General features: G+C 61.9%; 13 protein-coding genes. 5 read left to right on the forward strand and 8 right to left on the reverse strand.

The window, feature by feature from the left end; all coding sequences use genetic code 11:
• Nucleotides 1-267 precede the first annotated feature (267 nt).
• Nucleotides 268-1155 (reverse strand): hypothetical protein, encoded by an 888-nt coding sequence (locus ACIBI6_RS14455; RefSeq protein WP_396956462.1) that lies wholly within the window; start codon nucleotides 1153-1155, stop codon nucleotides 268-270.
• Between the two features lie 581 nt (nucleotides 1156-1736).
• Between ACIBI6_RS14455 and ACIBI6_RS14460 the strand changes: the two genes are divergently transcribed.
• The 5 genes from ACIBI6_RS14460 (at nucleotide 1737) to ACIBI6_RS14480 (ending at nucleotide 8404) form a co-directional block, all read left to right on the forward strand.
• Nucleotides 1737-2162, forward strand: coding sequence for a DUF4870 domain-containing protein (locus ACIBI6_RS14460; protein WP_396956463.1), 426 nt, complete (start codon nucleotides 1737-1739; stop codon nucleotides 2160-2162).
• Between the two features lie 426 nt (nucleotides 2163-2588).
• Nucleotides 2589-3068 (forward strand): hypothetical protein, encoded by a 480-nt coding sequence (locus ACIBI6_RS14465; protein WP_396956465.1) that lies wholly within the window; start codon nucleotides 2589-2591, stop codon nucleotides 3066-3068.
• Between the two features lie 134 nt (nucleotides 3069-3202).
• Nucleotides 3203-6100, forward strand: a complete 2898-nt coding sequence (locus ACIBI6_RS14470) for a hypothetical protein (RefSeq protein ID WP_396956466.1) — start codon at nucleotides 3203-3205, stop codon at nucleotides 6098-6100.
• A gap of 561 nt (nucleotides 6101-6661) precedes the next feature.
• A complete protein-coding gene (locus ACIBI6_RS14475; protein WP_396956467.1) occupies nucleotides 6662-6946 on the forward strand; it encodes a hypothetical protein in 285 nt (94 codons plus the stop codon).
• Between the two features lie 843 nt (nucleotides 6947-7789).
• Nucleotides 7790-8404: a hypothetical protein gene (locus tag ACIBI6_RS14480; RefSeq protein ID WP_396956469.1), complete on the forward strand. Its 615-nt coding sequence runs from the start codon at nucleotides 7790-7792 to the stop codon at nucleotides 8402-8404.
• A gap of 187 nt (nucleotides 8405-8591) precedes the next feature.
• Here the strand turns inward: ACIBI6_RS14480 and ACIBI6_RS14485 are convergent, their stop codons facing one another.
• The 7 genes from ACIBI6_RS14485 to ACIBI6_RS14515 form a co-directional block, all read right to left on the reverse strand.
• Entirely contained in the window at nucleotides 8592-9092 is a 501-nt protein-coding gene (locus ACIBI6_RS14485) for a Pycsar system effector family protein (RefSeq protein ID WP_396956470.1), read from the reverse strand.
• Nucleotides 9089-9880, reverse strand: coding sequence for an adenylate/guanylate cyclase domain-containing protein (locus ACIBI6_RS14490; protein WP_396956472.1), 792 nt, complete (start codon nucleotides 9878-9880; stop codon nucleotides 9089-9091). Before ACIBI6_RS14490 ends, ACIBI6_RS14485 begins: the two co-directional genes overlap by 4 nt.
• A 138-nt stretch (nucleotides 9881-10018) precedes the next feature.
• Complete coding sequence (locus ACIBI6_RS14495) at nucleotides 10019-10264, reverse strand: DUF2188 domain-containing protein (protein ID WP_396956473.1); 246 nt, start codon at nucleotides 10262-10264, stop codon at nucleotides 10019-10021.
• Between the two features lie 849 nt (nucleotides 10265-11113).
• Complete coding sequence (locus ACIBI6_RS14500) at nucleotides 11114-11557, reverse strand: hypothetical protein (RefSeq protein ID WP_396956475.1); 444 nt, start codon at nucleotides 11555-11557, stop codon at nucleotides 11114-11116.
• Between the two features lie 642 nt (nucleotides 11558-12199).
• A complete protein-coding gene (locus tag ACIBI6_RS14505) occupies nucleotides 12200-12751 on the reverse strand; it encodes a cysteine peptidase family C39 domain-containing protein (protein WP_396956476.1) in 552 nt (183 codons plus the stop codon).
• 75 nt (nucleotides 12752-12826) lie between these two features.
• On the reverse strand, nucleotides 12827-13822 hold the full coding sequence (locus ACIBI6_RS14510; RefSeq protein WP_396956477.1) for a hypothetical protein: 996 nt from the start codon (nucleotides 13820-13822) through the stop codon (nucleotides 12827-12829).
• Between the two features lie 174 nt (nucleotides 13823-13996).
• The gene (locus tag ACIBI6_RS14515) at nucleotides 13997-14299 is read right to left on the reverse strand and encodes a hypothetical protein (protein WP_396956478.1); all 303 of its coding nucleotides are present in this window, start codon (nucleotides 14297-14299) and stop codon (nucleotides 13997-13999) included.
• Nucleotides 14300-14399 lie beyond the last annotated feature (100 nt).

Genomic DNA, 14399 nt, shown 5'->3' on the forward strand with positions numbered 1-14399 from the left:
CCACTACGTCCCGGACCCGAGCGCCCAGCTCCCTCGAACTGCCGCCGAACCACGACAGGATCGACGAACGCCCGCATATCCCGCTGGGCGTGCGCAGGATGCGGCGAGATCGCCCGCGGTAGTGAGCGTCTGCTCATGCCGAATGCCGTCTACGCAGTTTGGTATCAGATCCGGAAGCCTTCAAGAAGTTCCACACTTGGATGGATGATGACGTCCTACGGACCGCCGTGCGACTCCTGCATCAGGTGCTTCGCGAAGACCTCGGGGCTAGTTCGGGGGCCGATGGGACAGAGCCTGGATCGCGACCGACGTCGCGGCTTGGCAGGCCTGCCCGGGTTCGGTCTGGGTCGGGAGGATGACCTGGGTATAGAGCAGTTCGCTGAACGCCTCGCCAGTAGCCGAACGATGTTGGCCCGGCCAGGTGTCCCAGCGTTTTATCGTTGTGGTGATTACGCATCGGCCGGGCCCGCTCGTCTTGCTGATATCCCACACCCGTGCCGGAAATCCGTTGATGGTGGAGCGTTTACCCATGAAGAGGTTCGGGTCGTTGATCATGACCGACACCATCGCTCCGGGAGGCGTGTCCGAACCGTCACTGACGCGCCACTGACAGTCCTGTTCGGCAGGTGTGGATTTGTCGGCGAGGCCGGTCAGATTCAATGTGGTCTCGACCTCCGGCAAGGATATCGAGCCGCACAGGTCATATCCGTGCAGCGAGTCGCTCGGATAGGCGATGCGCGTATACGCCCCACTCTTCATGGCCGCGACGATGGCATCGACCGCATGATCTCGTGCCGGGCACGGATCGACATCGGTGAGTCGCTGACCATTTCGGTCCGCGCTCGCATGCAACAGGACTCCCTCGCCGTCGGCCAGACGAACCGTCGCGTCACACCAGGAGCCGTTCTGGGATGTGGCTTTGGTGATGTGTATCGGCCCGCGGTCGGTCGATACCGCATCCGATGAGGCGAGGTCGGCGGTGTGGGCGCCGAGGATCGTCCAGGCAGCTATGCGTCCCTGATCCTTGCCCACGAGGGGCAGGCTGAGGTTGCACCTGACGAAGTCGGCCGGTTCGATTGTTATCGCGGCATCGACGGTCTTCAGATCGGCGAAGGCGTTCGGTGCGATGAATCCGCAGGGATCCAGGGTCGTCACGTCTCCGATCGGTGGCACTGACGCCGAGGAATCGGTGTCACAACCCGCGCCCAGACAGGCGACGAAAAGCAATGCGGCGATAGACCCAATGGTCCCGCCGACCCGTCGACGATGGATCACGACCCCTCCGAACATCCTAGTGACCACGCTTGAAAACCCCGGCGCCCAGACTAGTGCGCCCGTTGACTGTCGGACTCGGCAGCCTGACCCAGGATTTCCTACGGACTCGCCTGTGCCCGGCCGACCTGTATGCCGCGCTCCTGACCAGCGGCTGGGGCAAACGCCCTGTCACGCCGCATACCGCGCTGATCGAACCAGTCGGAGCGCGGGGCAGGCGACCTGCAGGGGCTGTGTCGATTCGAGGCCGACCGAACGCAGCCATGACGATGACCGTGCAGCGGCCGGTGCTCGGAGACCGACTCGGCTACTCTGCGGCCCTTCGGTGCTCGATTGTGTAACGAGCCATCACCCAGGCGTTTCGAGGTCGTCGGCAGTCATCTCGTCGAGAGAACCACGTCCGGGATCCCAGTCGCCGGCTGGCCCGGGACCTGTGGGTTCGGGCTGAAACCTGGGATCGGTAGGTGGCGCGCGCGGCATCTACTTACTCCATGACATCTTCTCAACCTCCCACGAACCAACCGCAGTCCGCCGGCTTGGACAAAAAAACCAGCGCGATCCTGTCCTACGCACTGGGGTGGCTCACCGGAATCATCTTCCTGTTCGTGGGAAAGAACGATCCCGATGTGAAATTCCATGCCTCGCAATCGATCGTCTTCTTCGGGACGGTCTCGGTGGTCAATACTGTTCTGAGCATCGTCGGCTCGCTCCTCGGAGCCCTGGGGATCATCTTCAGCCTCGCCGGACTCGCAATCGCGGTCTTCGCAGTCGTCGTCTGGATCATGGCCATGGTCCAGGCGAACAACACCGGCGGTGTCCGCGCGCAGCTTCCCATCGTCGGAAAATTCACTGCCCCCTATGCCGATCAGTTGGCCAACTCGATCAAGTAGCGCCATATTCGAAGTCCCCAGCCGGATTTCGTCACCGAGGATGCGGTCGGCACCCCTGCCTGCGGGCCAGATGCGACAGTCCGAAGATCAACGGCCCGAGGCCACGCGGGCCGTTGGCGTCCGCGCGGAACGTACGGAACTGCCGATTACAAGGCGGTGCGCGCTGGCACATTTCGGTTCGCGAGATCCCCTGGGCGTGACAACTCTGAGGGGCGCCGTCGACGAGCTTGAACGGCCGCCCGTGCTGGCGTCGAGGTTGTGGGATGTCCCAGGGGAAGGGGGCGGTCGCAGACACCGATCGGACTGCCACGTTCGAGCGCGAGCTGTTGCGTCTTCGAACGCCGGTGCCCCGGAGGAAGTTCCGATAGGTTGTACCTACAGCAACCCCTCCTACAGGCGGGGTGGTCGACGGAGAGGTCGGTAGGGGTGGATCCGGTAACAATGGTGGCGGCCGCTGTGGCCGTCGGTGCCGCGGCGGGAGCGAAAGATGTTGCCACGAAAGCGGTGTCGGACGCGTACAGCGCTTTGAAGGGCCTGATCACCCGCCGGTACGGCATAGTAGAGGCCGAGGTGGTCGGGGTGGAGAACGAGCCGGACGAGCCGCTACGCCGTCAGCTGCTGGCCCGGCAACTCACCAAGGCCGGCGCCGACGGCGACGAGCAATTGCACGCTGCGGCCGCGGACCTGCTGCGCGAGGTCAGCGATCATGCCCCGGCAGCGGCTGCGGTGGCCGGGGTGGTATTGACGCGTGTACAGGCGACCGGGGAGATCGAGATCACCGACATCACCGCCGCGGGCGGGAGTGGGGTGGTTGCGACGGATGTGGTCGCGGGCGGATCGATTCGTATCCGTGGTGTCACGACCGGGGCGCAGGAGCCGCCCCACCCTCCTCGGGCGCGGCGGTAACCGGCGCACCAACTGCGCACCCGTCCCCTGGCTTAAGCTTCACGGCCGAAGGAGTCTCGGTCAGGGACATCTACGTGAACCAGTGGCTCGGCCCCGCCGCTGCGCCCGTCTCGCCGATGGCGGCAAGGGATCTGGTGCAGGCCGCCGCCGGGGAGAAGCCGCGGTTGGGACGGCCGCTGGAGGAAGTGGTTGATCCGTTCGTGTTGGAGGTGCACGAGCCAATCATCGCTGACCGGGCGGGTGAGCATCAGTCGGTGTTGCCGCCATATGTGCGTCGTGCTCACGACGATCGCCTGGCTGTAGTGGTGGGTCGGGCGGTAGCTGGTGAGAGTGGGATCGCGATTTTGTTGGGCGGGTCCTCGACAGGCAAGACGCGGGCACTGTGGGAAGCCTTGACCCCGCTGCGTGAACAGGACGGGTGGCGGTTGTGGCATCCGCGGTTCCCGACCCGTCGCCAGGATCTGGGCGAGTCTCTGGCGCGGGTAGAGCCGCGAACGGTGGTGTGGCTCAACGAAACCCAACGGTATTTGCCGCTCTCGTCGTCCGAGGAACGAGACTCGGTCGCCACCGGGTTGGGCAGGCTGCTCACCGACTCCCGCCGGGGACCGGTGCTGATTCTCGGTAGCCTGTGGCGCGAGCACTACAACACTTTGTGCGCGGACCCGGTCTCGGAGATCCGCAAATTGCTCGATGCCAAGGTGATCATCGATGTGCCGCCGGCGTTTTCCGGCACTGATCTGGCAACGATGCGTCGCGCCTCTGGCAGCGATGCACGGCTCGCACTGGCGTGTGAGTCCGCCGAGGACGGGCAGATCGCTCAATATCTGGCTGGCGGGCCGGAACTGATTGACCGCTATCGACGTCAGGTCTCGGTCCCTGCGCAGGCCGTGATCGAGGTGGCGATGGACGCGCTGCGGTTGGGCCACCCCAACACGTTGCCTTTCAACCTGCTGCGCGATGCCGCAGCCGCCTACATCCCCGACACGGTCTGGGATGAGTTGGGGGAGAATTGGTTCGAACTGGCCCTCAAGGAGACGAGTCGGAACTGTAAGGGAGCGCGGGGGCCGATCACACCGATCCGTGACCGACCGCTGCCGTCCGGTACCAGTCGCGCGGCCAGGTTGCGTGAGGGGGCGGCGGTTGGAGACCCCGTGTATCAGTTGGCCGACTACCTCGAACAGTACGGGCGTAGCGACCGCGCGGATGTGATTCCGCCGATCGGGTTCTGGGAAGCCGTCGCTGCCCACACTCGGCCGGATCACCAGGATGCCCTCGCGTACGCTGCATCGGATCGTGGTCTGGATCGCGACGCCGCCCAGCTGTGGAAGAACGCCACCAGGCACGGCAGCACAGAAGCGGCGAAATCCCTCGTGACCAAACTCCAAACCCTCTTTCCTCACGACCGGCGCCCCACCGCCTGGGCCGCTGCTCACGTGGCTCTCGACGACCCGTTCGCAGTGTCTGAGCTATTGCGCGAGTTTCAACGAGTTGGAGCCGAGGATCAGGTGCGGGTGTTGGCGGAGCGGGCCGCTGCTCACATCGCCCTCGACGCTCCTCAGAGCGTGGCCTTTCTGTTGGAAACGTTGCGGCAAGCGCGAGCCGAGCAGCAGGTACGGACGTTGTTGGCTCGCGATCCCGCTGTACACGTCGCCATAGACCACCCGGCTGGGGTGGCTCGTTTGTTGGGCGTGTTGTGGGAGGTGGGCGCCGCGGACCAAGTGCGGGTGTTGTTGGCTCGCGATCCTGCTGTCCACGTCGTCCTCGACGACGCGACCGCGGTGGTCCAGTTGTTGGGCGTGTTGTGGGAAGTGGGGGCCGAGGAGCAGGTGCAGGTGTTGGCGGAGCGAGCCGCTGCCCGTACTGCTCTCGACCACATGTACAGCGTGGCCATGCTGCTGCGCGGGTTGCAGGCGGTGGGGGCCGAGGAACAAATGGGGGTGTTGGCGGAGCGGGCTGCTGCAAATGTTGCCTTCGACACCCCAGAGACGGTCGCCGAGTTGTTAGGCGTGTTGCGTGAGGTGGGGGCCGAGGAGCAGGTGCGAGTGTTGTTCGCTCGCGATCCCGCTCTTCACGCCGCCCTTAGCCGCCCGACCGGGGTGGCCATACTGCTGGGCGAGCTGTGGGAATGGGGGGCTGAAGAGCTGGCGGGGGTGTTGGCGGAGCGGGCCGCTGTCCATATCGCCCTCGACAACCCGGCTGGGGTAGCTCGTTTGTTGGGCGTGTTGCGTGAGGTGGGGGCCGAGGTGCAGGTGCGAGTGTTGGCTGAGCGGGCCGCTGCGCACATTGCTCTTGACGACCCGGCTGGGGTCGTACGGTTATTGGGCAGGTTGCTGCAGGTTGGGGTCGTGGAGCAGGTGGAGGTGTTGGCAGAGCGGGCTATTGCTCACGTCGCCCTCGACAACGCGGAGAGGGTGGCCGTGTTGTTGGGTGGGTTGCGGCGGGTGGGAGTCGCGGAGCAGGTGCGGGTGTTGGCAGAGCGGGCCGCTGCTCATGTCGCCCTCGACAACCCATACAGAATTGCTGTGCTATTGGGCTCATTGCGGGGGGTCGGGGTCCCGGAGCAGGTGGAGGTGTTGGCAGAGCGGGCCGCTGCTCACGTCGCCCTCGACAACCCGTACAGAGTGGCCATGCTGTTGGGCGCTTTGCGAGAGGCGGGGGCCGACGAGCAGGTACGAGTGTTGCTGGCCCGCGATCCCGCTGCTCATGTCGCCATCTACGAGCCCGAGGAGGTGGCCATGCTGTTGGGCTCGTTGCGTGGGGCCGGGGCCGACGAGCAGGTACGAGTGTTGCTGGCCCGCGATCCCGCTGCTCATGTCGCCCTTGAGAAGCTGGGCGAGGTGGCCATGCTGATTGACGAGTTGCGGGAGGCGGGCGCCGAGGAGCAGTTAGCGGTTATTTCTGGCCGACTTCCGGCGGCGGGAATGTTCGAACTGTCCTTGGATAGCTCGCCTGAGCTGAAGGAACGGCTACGTTTCGGTCGGGAGCCGGACTCAACTCCTGCCGAGGCGTGGTCGTGGAGCGATCTGACGTAAACAGGCAGGTTGAAGCCTGGAACCAGCGTTGACGGTAGCCGATTACAGTACTTTAGGACATCGCATATCGGTTGTTCGGCAGCCCGAAAAGTGCTGTACAGCAGCTCATCTCACGCCGTCACAGTCAAAGGGGTGCGGTATCGTTCGTTGCCGCCTTTGACGCCGTCGGGAACGGTGGCTGTTCGAACATCAATGTGTCACCTGTTGCGTCGGTCGTGCCAGGCTGGTGACCATATTCGTGGTCAGCCGTAAGACGACCTGCGATGATACGACCCATACCGGAAGCTTGACGCGAACTTGCCGTCAGGTAGGACAGTGGACGCATGACAATACCGATCAACACCGTTACCCGGTGGGGCGAACTCGAGATTCGTGGCGTCCGTCATGATCCGCCCGATGGCGGCAAGATCGCGAAGGTGCTCGTCGAACTGGCGCGAGAACAGATGGCCGACAAGCCGAGCCGTCGTGATGACCGCACCGCGATCGGTGGCGGGAGTTCCTTTGCCGCCCCGCCGGTCCACGCCGAGGCGGGCACGACAACTCGATCAGGACCACGTCCAGATGCTGATACACGACTATGTCGCTGGCGCAACGACCTACGAACTGAGCAACCGATTCGGTGTCGACCGCCGCACCATCAGCGCCATCCTGCATCGCCATGACGTGCCGATGCGCCGACGCGGCCTGTCCCCCGACCAGACCGACGAGGCGATCCGCCTCTACCGTCTCGGTTGGTCCCTGGCACGAGTCGGGAAACACTTCGCCGTCGATCCGACCACCATGTTGAACCGCCTGCGCCAGCGCGGCGTCCGCACCCGCGACACACACGGGCGATCTCGGCCCTGACATCAATCCACGAGACCGGGTGAGACCCCACTCGTGACTAGCATGGCTCGCGGTCGCGGTAATGAAAGAGTGCCTTCCGACTTAATCAACACCGCGCCGAAACGAAAACACACCTCGGGGAGCTAACTAGAACAAGAAAACAAGCGCTGACCAGGTGATATGCGAAAACCCGGCCGAAGATGGTCTCGTGCCCGAAAGACCGCAAAACCCCTGATCAACAGCCCTATTCGTGTCAATTTGTGGAGCTAAGGGGACTCGAACCCCTGACCCCCACATTACGAGAACTGATGACTACCGCAGACAACTACGAACGATTCTATTGTCGGAAAAATATCGTCTGACCAGCTCATACGACGACAATCGACTACTCAGGACTATCGAACACACATTCGGTAGCTCGCTACGTTGGTGGGATTTGTTGGGACTTAGTTGGGAGCATCCTGGGCTGGCGTCGGCGTGTCTAATCCGTGACACGCCATGACTTTCCACCAATGGTTAATCATCAGCTACGCGGACCGGGTTTCTCGCCTGGTTGCCGGGGCAGGCAGTGGTCAATGCGGGTAGGTGCGGCGGTTTGGTTGTGACGACTGACGGCGAGTTCGCCGGTGTGAGTACGGCTGCACCATTGGTTTGAAGGTGGCCCGCGCGACGTTGACTCACCGAGACCAGGCCGCACACCGGCTTTGCAACGGCGGGATGGAGCACAGCTCGCGGGGATGAGATGTCCGTTACACACTCCATAGCGGCCCACTCTCAGGGTTACCCGACAGGTGCGGGCGAGCGAGCCGAGACCGGCAAGTATTCAGTAGCCAGTACGTGACGGATATATTTATGATACTGCCCATGATTGCAGACTCAGTGCCATGGAAGGAAGAGCTATCCAAAATTGCAGGAAGGCTCGAAAAACGAGCCGAACAACGTCGATGGTCTGAACGCGCTCGGTTTCTTATCGAGCGTGACGTGATGGTCGGATTCTATGCTGTCAGAAAGCTGTTCGATACGCCGGGAAAAATATCTCAGGAGTGCCAAGATTATCGACTAAACGTAACCGCATACCCTATCCGAGACAAAGGTCCAGATTTCTGGGATGCCTACAACTTCTCCAAATTCTACGATTTCGAGGCTAGATCTGAGACCTCCTTGAGTTTGCGTGAGGCGTGTAACCAGATCATCCATAGTCGAGTATTCGCAACGGTTTATCAAGAAGGCAGCGAGGGGTTGGCCGGGATTCTGGTAGCCTCGGACCAAAAGAGTAAGAAGAAGCTATTTCTTATAACCCTGGAAGAGATCATAAACGCATTGCGTGAGGTTTTCGAAGACGAGGTACTTGCTTTCGGGTGGCGCCGAGACGGAGACGGAGTTCGTAGTTACTACAGTTCCCGCATAGCGAATTTCACGCCTCCTGGTCAGGCTGGAGTTTCGTCACTCGCGGCCGATAATTCGCGGCCAGTCCAGTAGCCCGCAGCTCCTGCTGCAAGGAGTGCAGAGTCGACATGACTCGCAGGAGTGAGATGTCGGTCACACACTCCCTAATGGGTCACGTCCTGTGGTCGAAACGAATTCGCCACCCCGAAGCTTGTCGCGGCATATCGCGGAGGAAATGGGGCGGGCCTGACCAGGAACCGCGCGGCAGTTTCTATTCGAATCAGCTTCCCTTATACGTGGCAGAGATGCCCAGAAGAACTACTCCGACCGGCGCAATGGTCATCGAAATCTGCACCAAGCGATGCTTCAACCACGCGATCTTGCTCATCTCGACCAGTTGCTTGGAGAGCACCGGCAGTAGTGGGGCGTTCTCGAGATGATGCCGCACTTCATCAGGCTGCAGCTGACGCAGATGCCCGAAATAGATGAAGTTGCTCTGCGATTCAGGTGTCAGATTTGCTGCCCGCAGACGGGGGCGGACTACCCACGCCGCGCACAGCACGCTGGCGATCAGGGCGCAGATGCCCGCGACATACCACACCACCGCCCACCCGCCTAGATCGCTGAGTATGCGATCCTTCCCTGACAGTGTGACGACACCAACCAACACCGCACTCTCGATGGTGAGCGCAAACGAGGCCTTTGTGTCGACCTTTCCCGTCCAATCGACGAGCGCGGAATGTATCCTCCAGCCGGTATCAACCGGATCGGGGTCACTCACGTGAATGACCAATGATAGCTGGTGCGGTAGTAGCTATAGGACTTTCCACCCATTTGCATCGTGTATGGGCCGTTCCACATATCGGTTCCCTTAGACAGCCTATGGGATTCTGACAGCTTGGCGTGTGTGCCTTTCCCGATAATAGTCACATAGCCTGCGTCTACACTATCACGAAGGTCGCTCAGCTTGGCGGCCAGGTTCGGGGAAACACCGATGGAAATCATGTCATCGTTATCGCGAAATCCAGCGCGAGCAAGAAGCGCTTCGCCGCTCGCGATACCGCTGACTTGCTTGAGAGTCCAGCCACTGGCTTTGAGTTTCGGGAACTGCTTGTGGACAGCAGGGGTTAGGATGTCGTTGACTGCATACTTAATTCGCATGGCAGACTTCACTGCCCGGTCTTCCTTCCATGCGCCCGTAAATATTCCCATAACGCGATCGCCATCAAAGCTGCGGATGTGCCCATCCGACTCCCTGATTATTTTCGTGGCGACGTTCAGGAACCCCCGGAATACGCGAGCGGCCTCTTCCTTATCGGCAGATGCTGCAAGTCCCGACGAGTTGAGCATGTCGCTATACAGGTAGGTAGCAGAAACCAGCTTGCCTTCGGCATAGCCGAGATCCTCGGGTTTCGGCACCGAGTTGTTCGACTCCTGCCGCTTAGAAATGGTCATTTTCTGATTGATCGTCTTGTCGATCTGCGTGTTCACATCATCGAGCAAACCCATTACGTTCTCCTGAATCGCTTCGAATATCAGAACGAACCACACCTGCGCCGTCTCTGACACCGATGACCACCCTCGAAGGTGCGACACCACCGAAGGTGACGAATCCGACCCAGTGACGGCAGCACGGTGCGCTCGCCTATGAAAGTTGGCGTTCCGCTGTCCGGGCGCGTGATCGCCGCCCGTACAGCGGAATCAGATCTACCGCTTGTCGCGCGGAGGGTTGGGGTCGTTGCCCGGCGCCACGGTGTCGGAGCCGCGGATCTGCCCCTGCCGGTTGTGGATAACCACCTCGCCACCACCAGCGTTGCCAACGATCTCGCGCGCCCGCTTTATCGCCTCCGCCTGCGTGTCGGCATGGCCACTCCGCCGGCCAGCTCCCGGCTTGCCGATATCCCAGCCACTTTCCGGGTTCGGCGTGACGTGTCGTTCGATGCGCGCAGCCATTGAGCCTCCTTAGCTCCTATGGGCGGGCCATCGCCAGCGATGGTCCCGTTGCGCACGAGTCGAGGCCCCAAGCTCTTGACGTGGGTCGTCCCACGCGAAGAGCAGACCCTTTGGTAGGTTGGTGACCTGCTCGCCTAAGCAGTCACGTAGCCACGGGTGGAGCCCAAGCCTTGGGTTTCGACCCGTGGCCTCGTGCAGCTATCACGCTACGCCCGACGAATGACAGAGACGGCATTCGACCAGAGCGCAGCCCACCTGCAGCCATAGGCGATTCGCAACTATCCTGTCCACAGGATGGGGATACCTGGCTATTTGGCCAGCTAATCGCATGCGCGTTCGATTCATCCCATGTTGAGTACTTCCGCTCGGTTGTTGATAAAGCGCATCAATGTGATTGTCGCCACACTTTGCATATTGGAGGTTTACGCCACAAAACTACTGCTGGTAGTAGATCTTGATGCGCTCGGAGGGCACGCAAAGCTACCCAGCAGTGGCTCGGTCAACGAAGGTCGTAGTGCGGTGACGGCGATCGTTGCTCATCGACGATCGAGGTGACAGTGCGCGCCGATGTGGGTCCACGTCCCGCGCCGGAGTTGGTGGTGTTATACCGAGCCGGTCCGGTCTCCGGGGTAGGGCTATGAACACCGGACATGCGCGGCAGAGATTTGCATGCGCGGGATCATGTTGGTCCGGCGCGGCTAGCGGATTGTCCGCAGATCAGGCCATAAGGAATGCGGAGGTGGTACCACTCACCGGGGTGACATCTCGGTTACGCACTCCCTAAATCCTCAATTTGGGTCGGTGAGCGACGGCGGACGCGCGATGAGGAAGACCCCCACAGAACACTACTCAGCTGCCCTCGGCCGTTTTCCTGGCTGCGATGAGAAGGTTCAACGCCTCGTCTCGCGCAGCCGTGACCTTGCGGGAACGCTGGTCGTCGTTGGTGGCGTCTTGATGGACGATCACCTCCAAAAGCTCCTTGCCGTAGTGCAAGACTGCGTGGGAGGCCTCATCGAATCCGAACAGTTGAAGCTTGATTGCCGCCGAGCGCAGTCGGTTATCAGCAAGATAAAATTCGGAGTTCATGCCGCCAGGCCCGATGTTCGCCAGTATGTGACCGGGTTGCTCCTCCATGACTGTCGCTGCCTCAACCAAGTGTTCGATTGCTCTGGTGCGGTTTTCTCTTCGTCGTTGATCGGCAAGGTTCTTCAACACGCCGAGGTAAGCAATGGAGGCGGCTACTACGGCCAGCGCACCAGTGATGATGGTTGCCCAGGGTTGGGTCAGAGTCATGAGCGGAGCGTATCCGAGGAGCCCGACTTCGTGACATAGCATTGCTGAGCTGTTGTACTGCAACGAGTCTCACGGCAGTCAAGGAATGACCAAAGGATTTGAGAATCGCGCCACCAGGCTGATGGTGGCAAGCCCGCAGGGGCGCGGCAGCACCTCGGACCCGGTGATGATGTGCGGTCTCGTTGTGCGATTCGGTCCCCCACCCTGGTTCTGCGCCGGGGTGCCCGCCCGGGAGCGGAGCGGTAGGGCGGGCGCACCGGGCGGCGCGCGCATGCGCGCCACTCTTGATTCTTCGTAGAGGGAAATTCGGCAAGTTCTCTTACTTGGGTTTCCGGCTTCTTTCTTCTTTTTCTTTCTCTTCCGGGGGCTCCCAACTCTTCTCACTCTTCTACATGAAACCATCAATCCAGCGGCACAACAGATTTCGCGGGACTGATCGGATTCCCCGCACATCCAGCGACGCACTCCGGCAGGCACCTACGGCGCAAGGCTCCAGGAGTGGGGGCGGCGAATCCGGCACGACGGGGACCACACATGTGCCGGGATCGCGGTGACGAAGGCCCCTCGCCTCAAGGTCGGTTCTGGAACGTGGCCTCCGTGCGTAGGAAAGAGCCCCTTTGCAGGTTGCGCTGGGAGCCTGGATCAGGTCGGTTGCAGCATGATCGCGCGCCCGGTCCAACTGGCCCAGAACCGTCGCGCCGGAACCTCCGAATGCTCGGCACCCCATCGGGACGGGTCGGCGAATCCCGCGACGGTGTCACCGTCGCGGTCTGCCTCGCCGGTAAACACGATCAGGTGCCCACCCTTGCGGCCGTCTTCAGGCAGTTGCCACGTGCACGAGATGATGCTGGGTGCGCCGTCAGCGGCCATAGCCTGAAGCGTGGAACGGTCGACCGCTTCGGCAGTACCGGCGAGGCCGTGCCGTGCGGCCAGCGCGACCAGTCCGGCGTGTGTCCAGCCCACCCCGGTGGCATACGCGTTGGTGTCCAACCCCTCTCGGAGTAGTTCACGCTGTAGCGGCACCGGCAGGCCATGGAACCGGAGCAGCATCCGCAGGCATGCAATGCCGCAGCACCGATCACCCCATGTCTGTGGGCCACCATCGGGCCATGGGAAACCAGAGTCGTCGGTTTCGTCGTCGGTGAAGTGTTGCGGGAACCGGTGGACATCCAGCGGAAGGCGGTGCAATCTCACTCCGTTCGATCCGGGGTAGCCAGCTCAATGTAGGGCAACATCGCCCCAAGCTGGAGCGAAGGGCCGCGTTACTGCTCAACAAACGGATCGGACGACCCACGGAGGACGAACCCCGTTCTCGATCGCATCCGCGAGCAACATCAGGATCAGCTCCCGATATCCGATTCCGACCGCGCGGGCCGCAACCGGCAGATTGCTGTGCCGCTGCACACCGGGAGTCGTGTTCACCTCTAGCGCGTATGCGATACCAGCCGTATCGACCATGTAGTCGATCCGGATTGCGCCACGGCACTCCAGGAATCCGTATACCGCCAGCGCACCGAAGGACATCGCGTCGAGGGTGGCCAACGCCAGATCATCGGGAACCTGATAGGTAACCGCTGGGCCATCGCCGCCGCCGAGCTTGGTTTCCTCGTCGTAGTAATCGCGTTCGGTGATCACTTCCAACGGCGGCAACACTTTCGGCCCGGTCGGAGTGCCGAGCACCGCAACCGTCATCGCACGACCGAAGACGAACTCCTCGAGGAAGAACCGGCGAAATCCGCGCTCACGGAAGCGATGCGCCGCATTGGCGACTTCGGTCAGAGTCTCGACTCGTTGCAACCCGACGCTGGAGCCGCCGTCGACCGCTTTCAGCATCGCGGGCATCGGGAACGCCGGGACCGCCGATTGCGTGATCAGCCCGGAGTCGCGCAGTGTCGGGATGCCGACGTACTTGAACACCGCCTTCGAGGCCAGCTTGTCCGCACCGATACCGCCCGCGAGAACACCCGACGACGTGTAGGGCACGCGCAGGTAGTCCAACAGACCTTGAAGACGGCCATCCTCACCCCAGGGGCCGTGGACGTTCACGTATGCGACGTCGAACGTTCGGACCCGCTCAACGAAATCGGCGGCGGTCGGGTCGAGGTGCTCGGCGTCGATACCCGACTCGGTGAGGGTTTCCATGATCGCAGTCAGCGACCATTTCTCGTGCGGTGTATTGCGAATGTAGACGCGATCCTCTTCTGAGACCGGTCCGTACAGGACTGCGACGCGCACGCCCTTCAGACTCGCGGGGACGTTGATCATGTCCGGCTCCTTCGGGATGACTGGGGGTGATCTCTGGAACACAGGTCCGCGGCGCGCCGGTTAGAGCAACCATCGGTCGATCGTGGATGAGGCAATCGAATACGTTGTGTAGGTTTATGATTCGGCCACGTGGGTGCCCGCACTCCCCCTCGAACCGCACTCTGCGGGACGCGATCACCGTTCCCCGCCGGATCGCGGCACCACCCCAGCAGGAGTCACCAGATCGCACGCCAATGCGACCGCCTTCGCGTGTCCGCCGAAATGGGCAAGGTCGGGGGTTAAGATGGCAGAAGCTCCTGCCTTGCAAACGGTTTCGACTACCAGTGTCGTCGGCATATAGGTGTCGGTGCCGATGGTGAGCAGTCCGGCTAGCTCGTAGCCTTGGCGCTGTGCCAGATGTCTGATTACCTGCTCGTACCGTTGCCGATCCGATCCGGTGATTTCGAGCAGCAGCAGACCGATTGCCTTGGGTTGCATGGGGTTTTCCCTAAGTTTGTAGGTGTCTGGGGTTGGTGCCCTGGATGCCCAGGGCGGTGGGGTGTAGCTGATGGGGTTTTGTCTCTGTTGAGGCTCCGAA

It is taken from the genome of Nocardia sp. NPDC050412 (genome assembly GCF_044458825.1).
Taxonomy (GTDB): Bacteria; Actinomycetota; Actinomycetes; order Mycobacteriales; family Mycobacteriaceae; genus Nocardia.

What these genes read in the sequence shown, in the direction of transcription:
- ACIBI6_RS14480 (WP_396956469.1), top strand. Translation starts at nt 7,790, where the DNA reads ATGATTGCAGACTCAGTGCCATGGAAGGAAGAGCTATCCAAAATTGCA.
- ACIBI6_RS14515 (WP_396956478.1), bottom strand. Translation starts at nt 14,299, where the DNA reads ATGCAACCCAAGGCAATCGGTCTGCTGCTGCTCGAAATCACCGGATCG.
- ACIBI6_RS14475 (WP_396956467.1), top strand. Translation starts at nt 6,662, where the DNA reads ATGCTGATACACGACTATGTCGCTGGCGCAACGACCTACGAACTGAGC.
- ACIBI6_RS14510 (WP_396956477.1), bottom strand. Translation starts at nt 13,822, where the DNA reads ATGATCAACGTCCCCGCGAGTCTGAAGGGCGTGCGCGTCGCAGTCCTG.
- ACIBI6_RS14500 (WP_396956475.1), bottom strand. Translation starts at nt 11,557, where the DNA reads ATGACTCTGACCCAACCCTGGGCAACCATCATCACTGGTGCGCTGGCC.
- ACIBI6_RS14495 (WP_396956473.1), bottom strand. Translation starts at nt 10,264, where the DNA reads ATGGCTGCGCGCATCGAACGACACGTCACGCCGAACCCGGAAAGTGGC.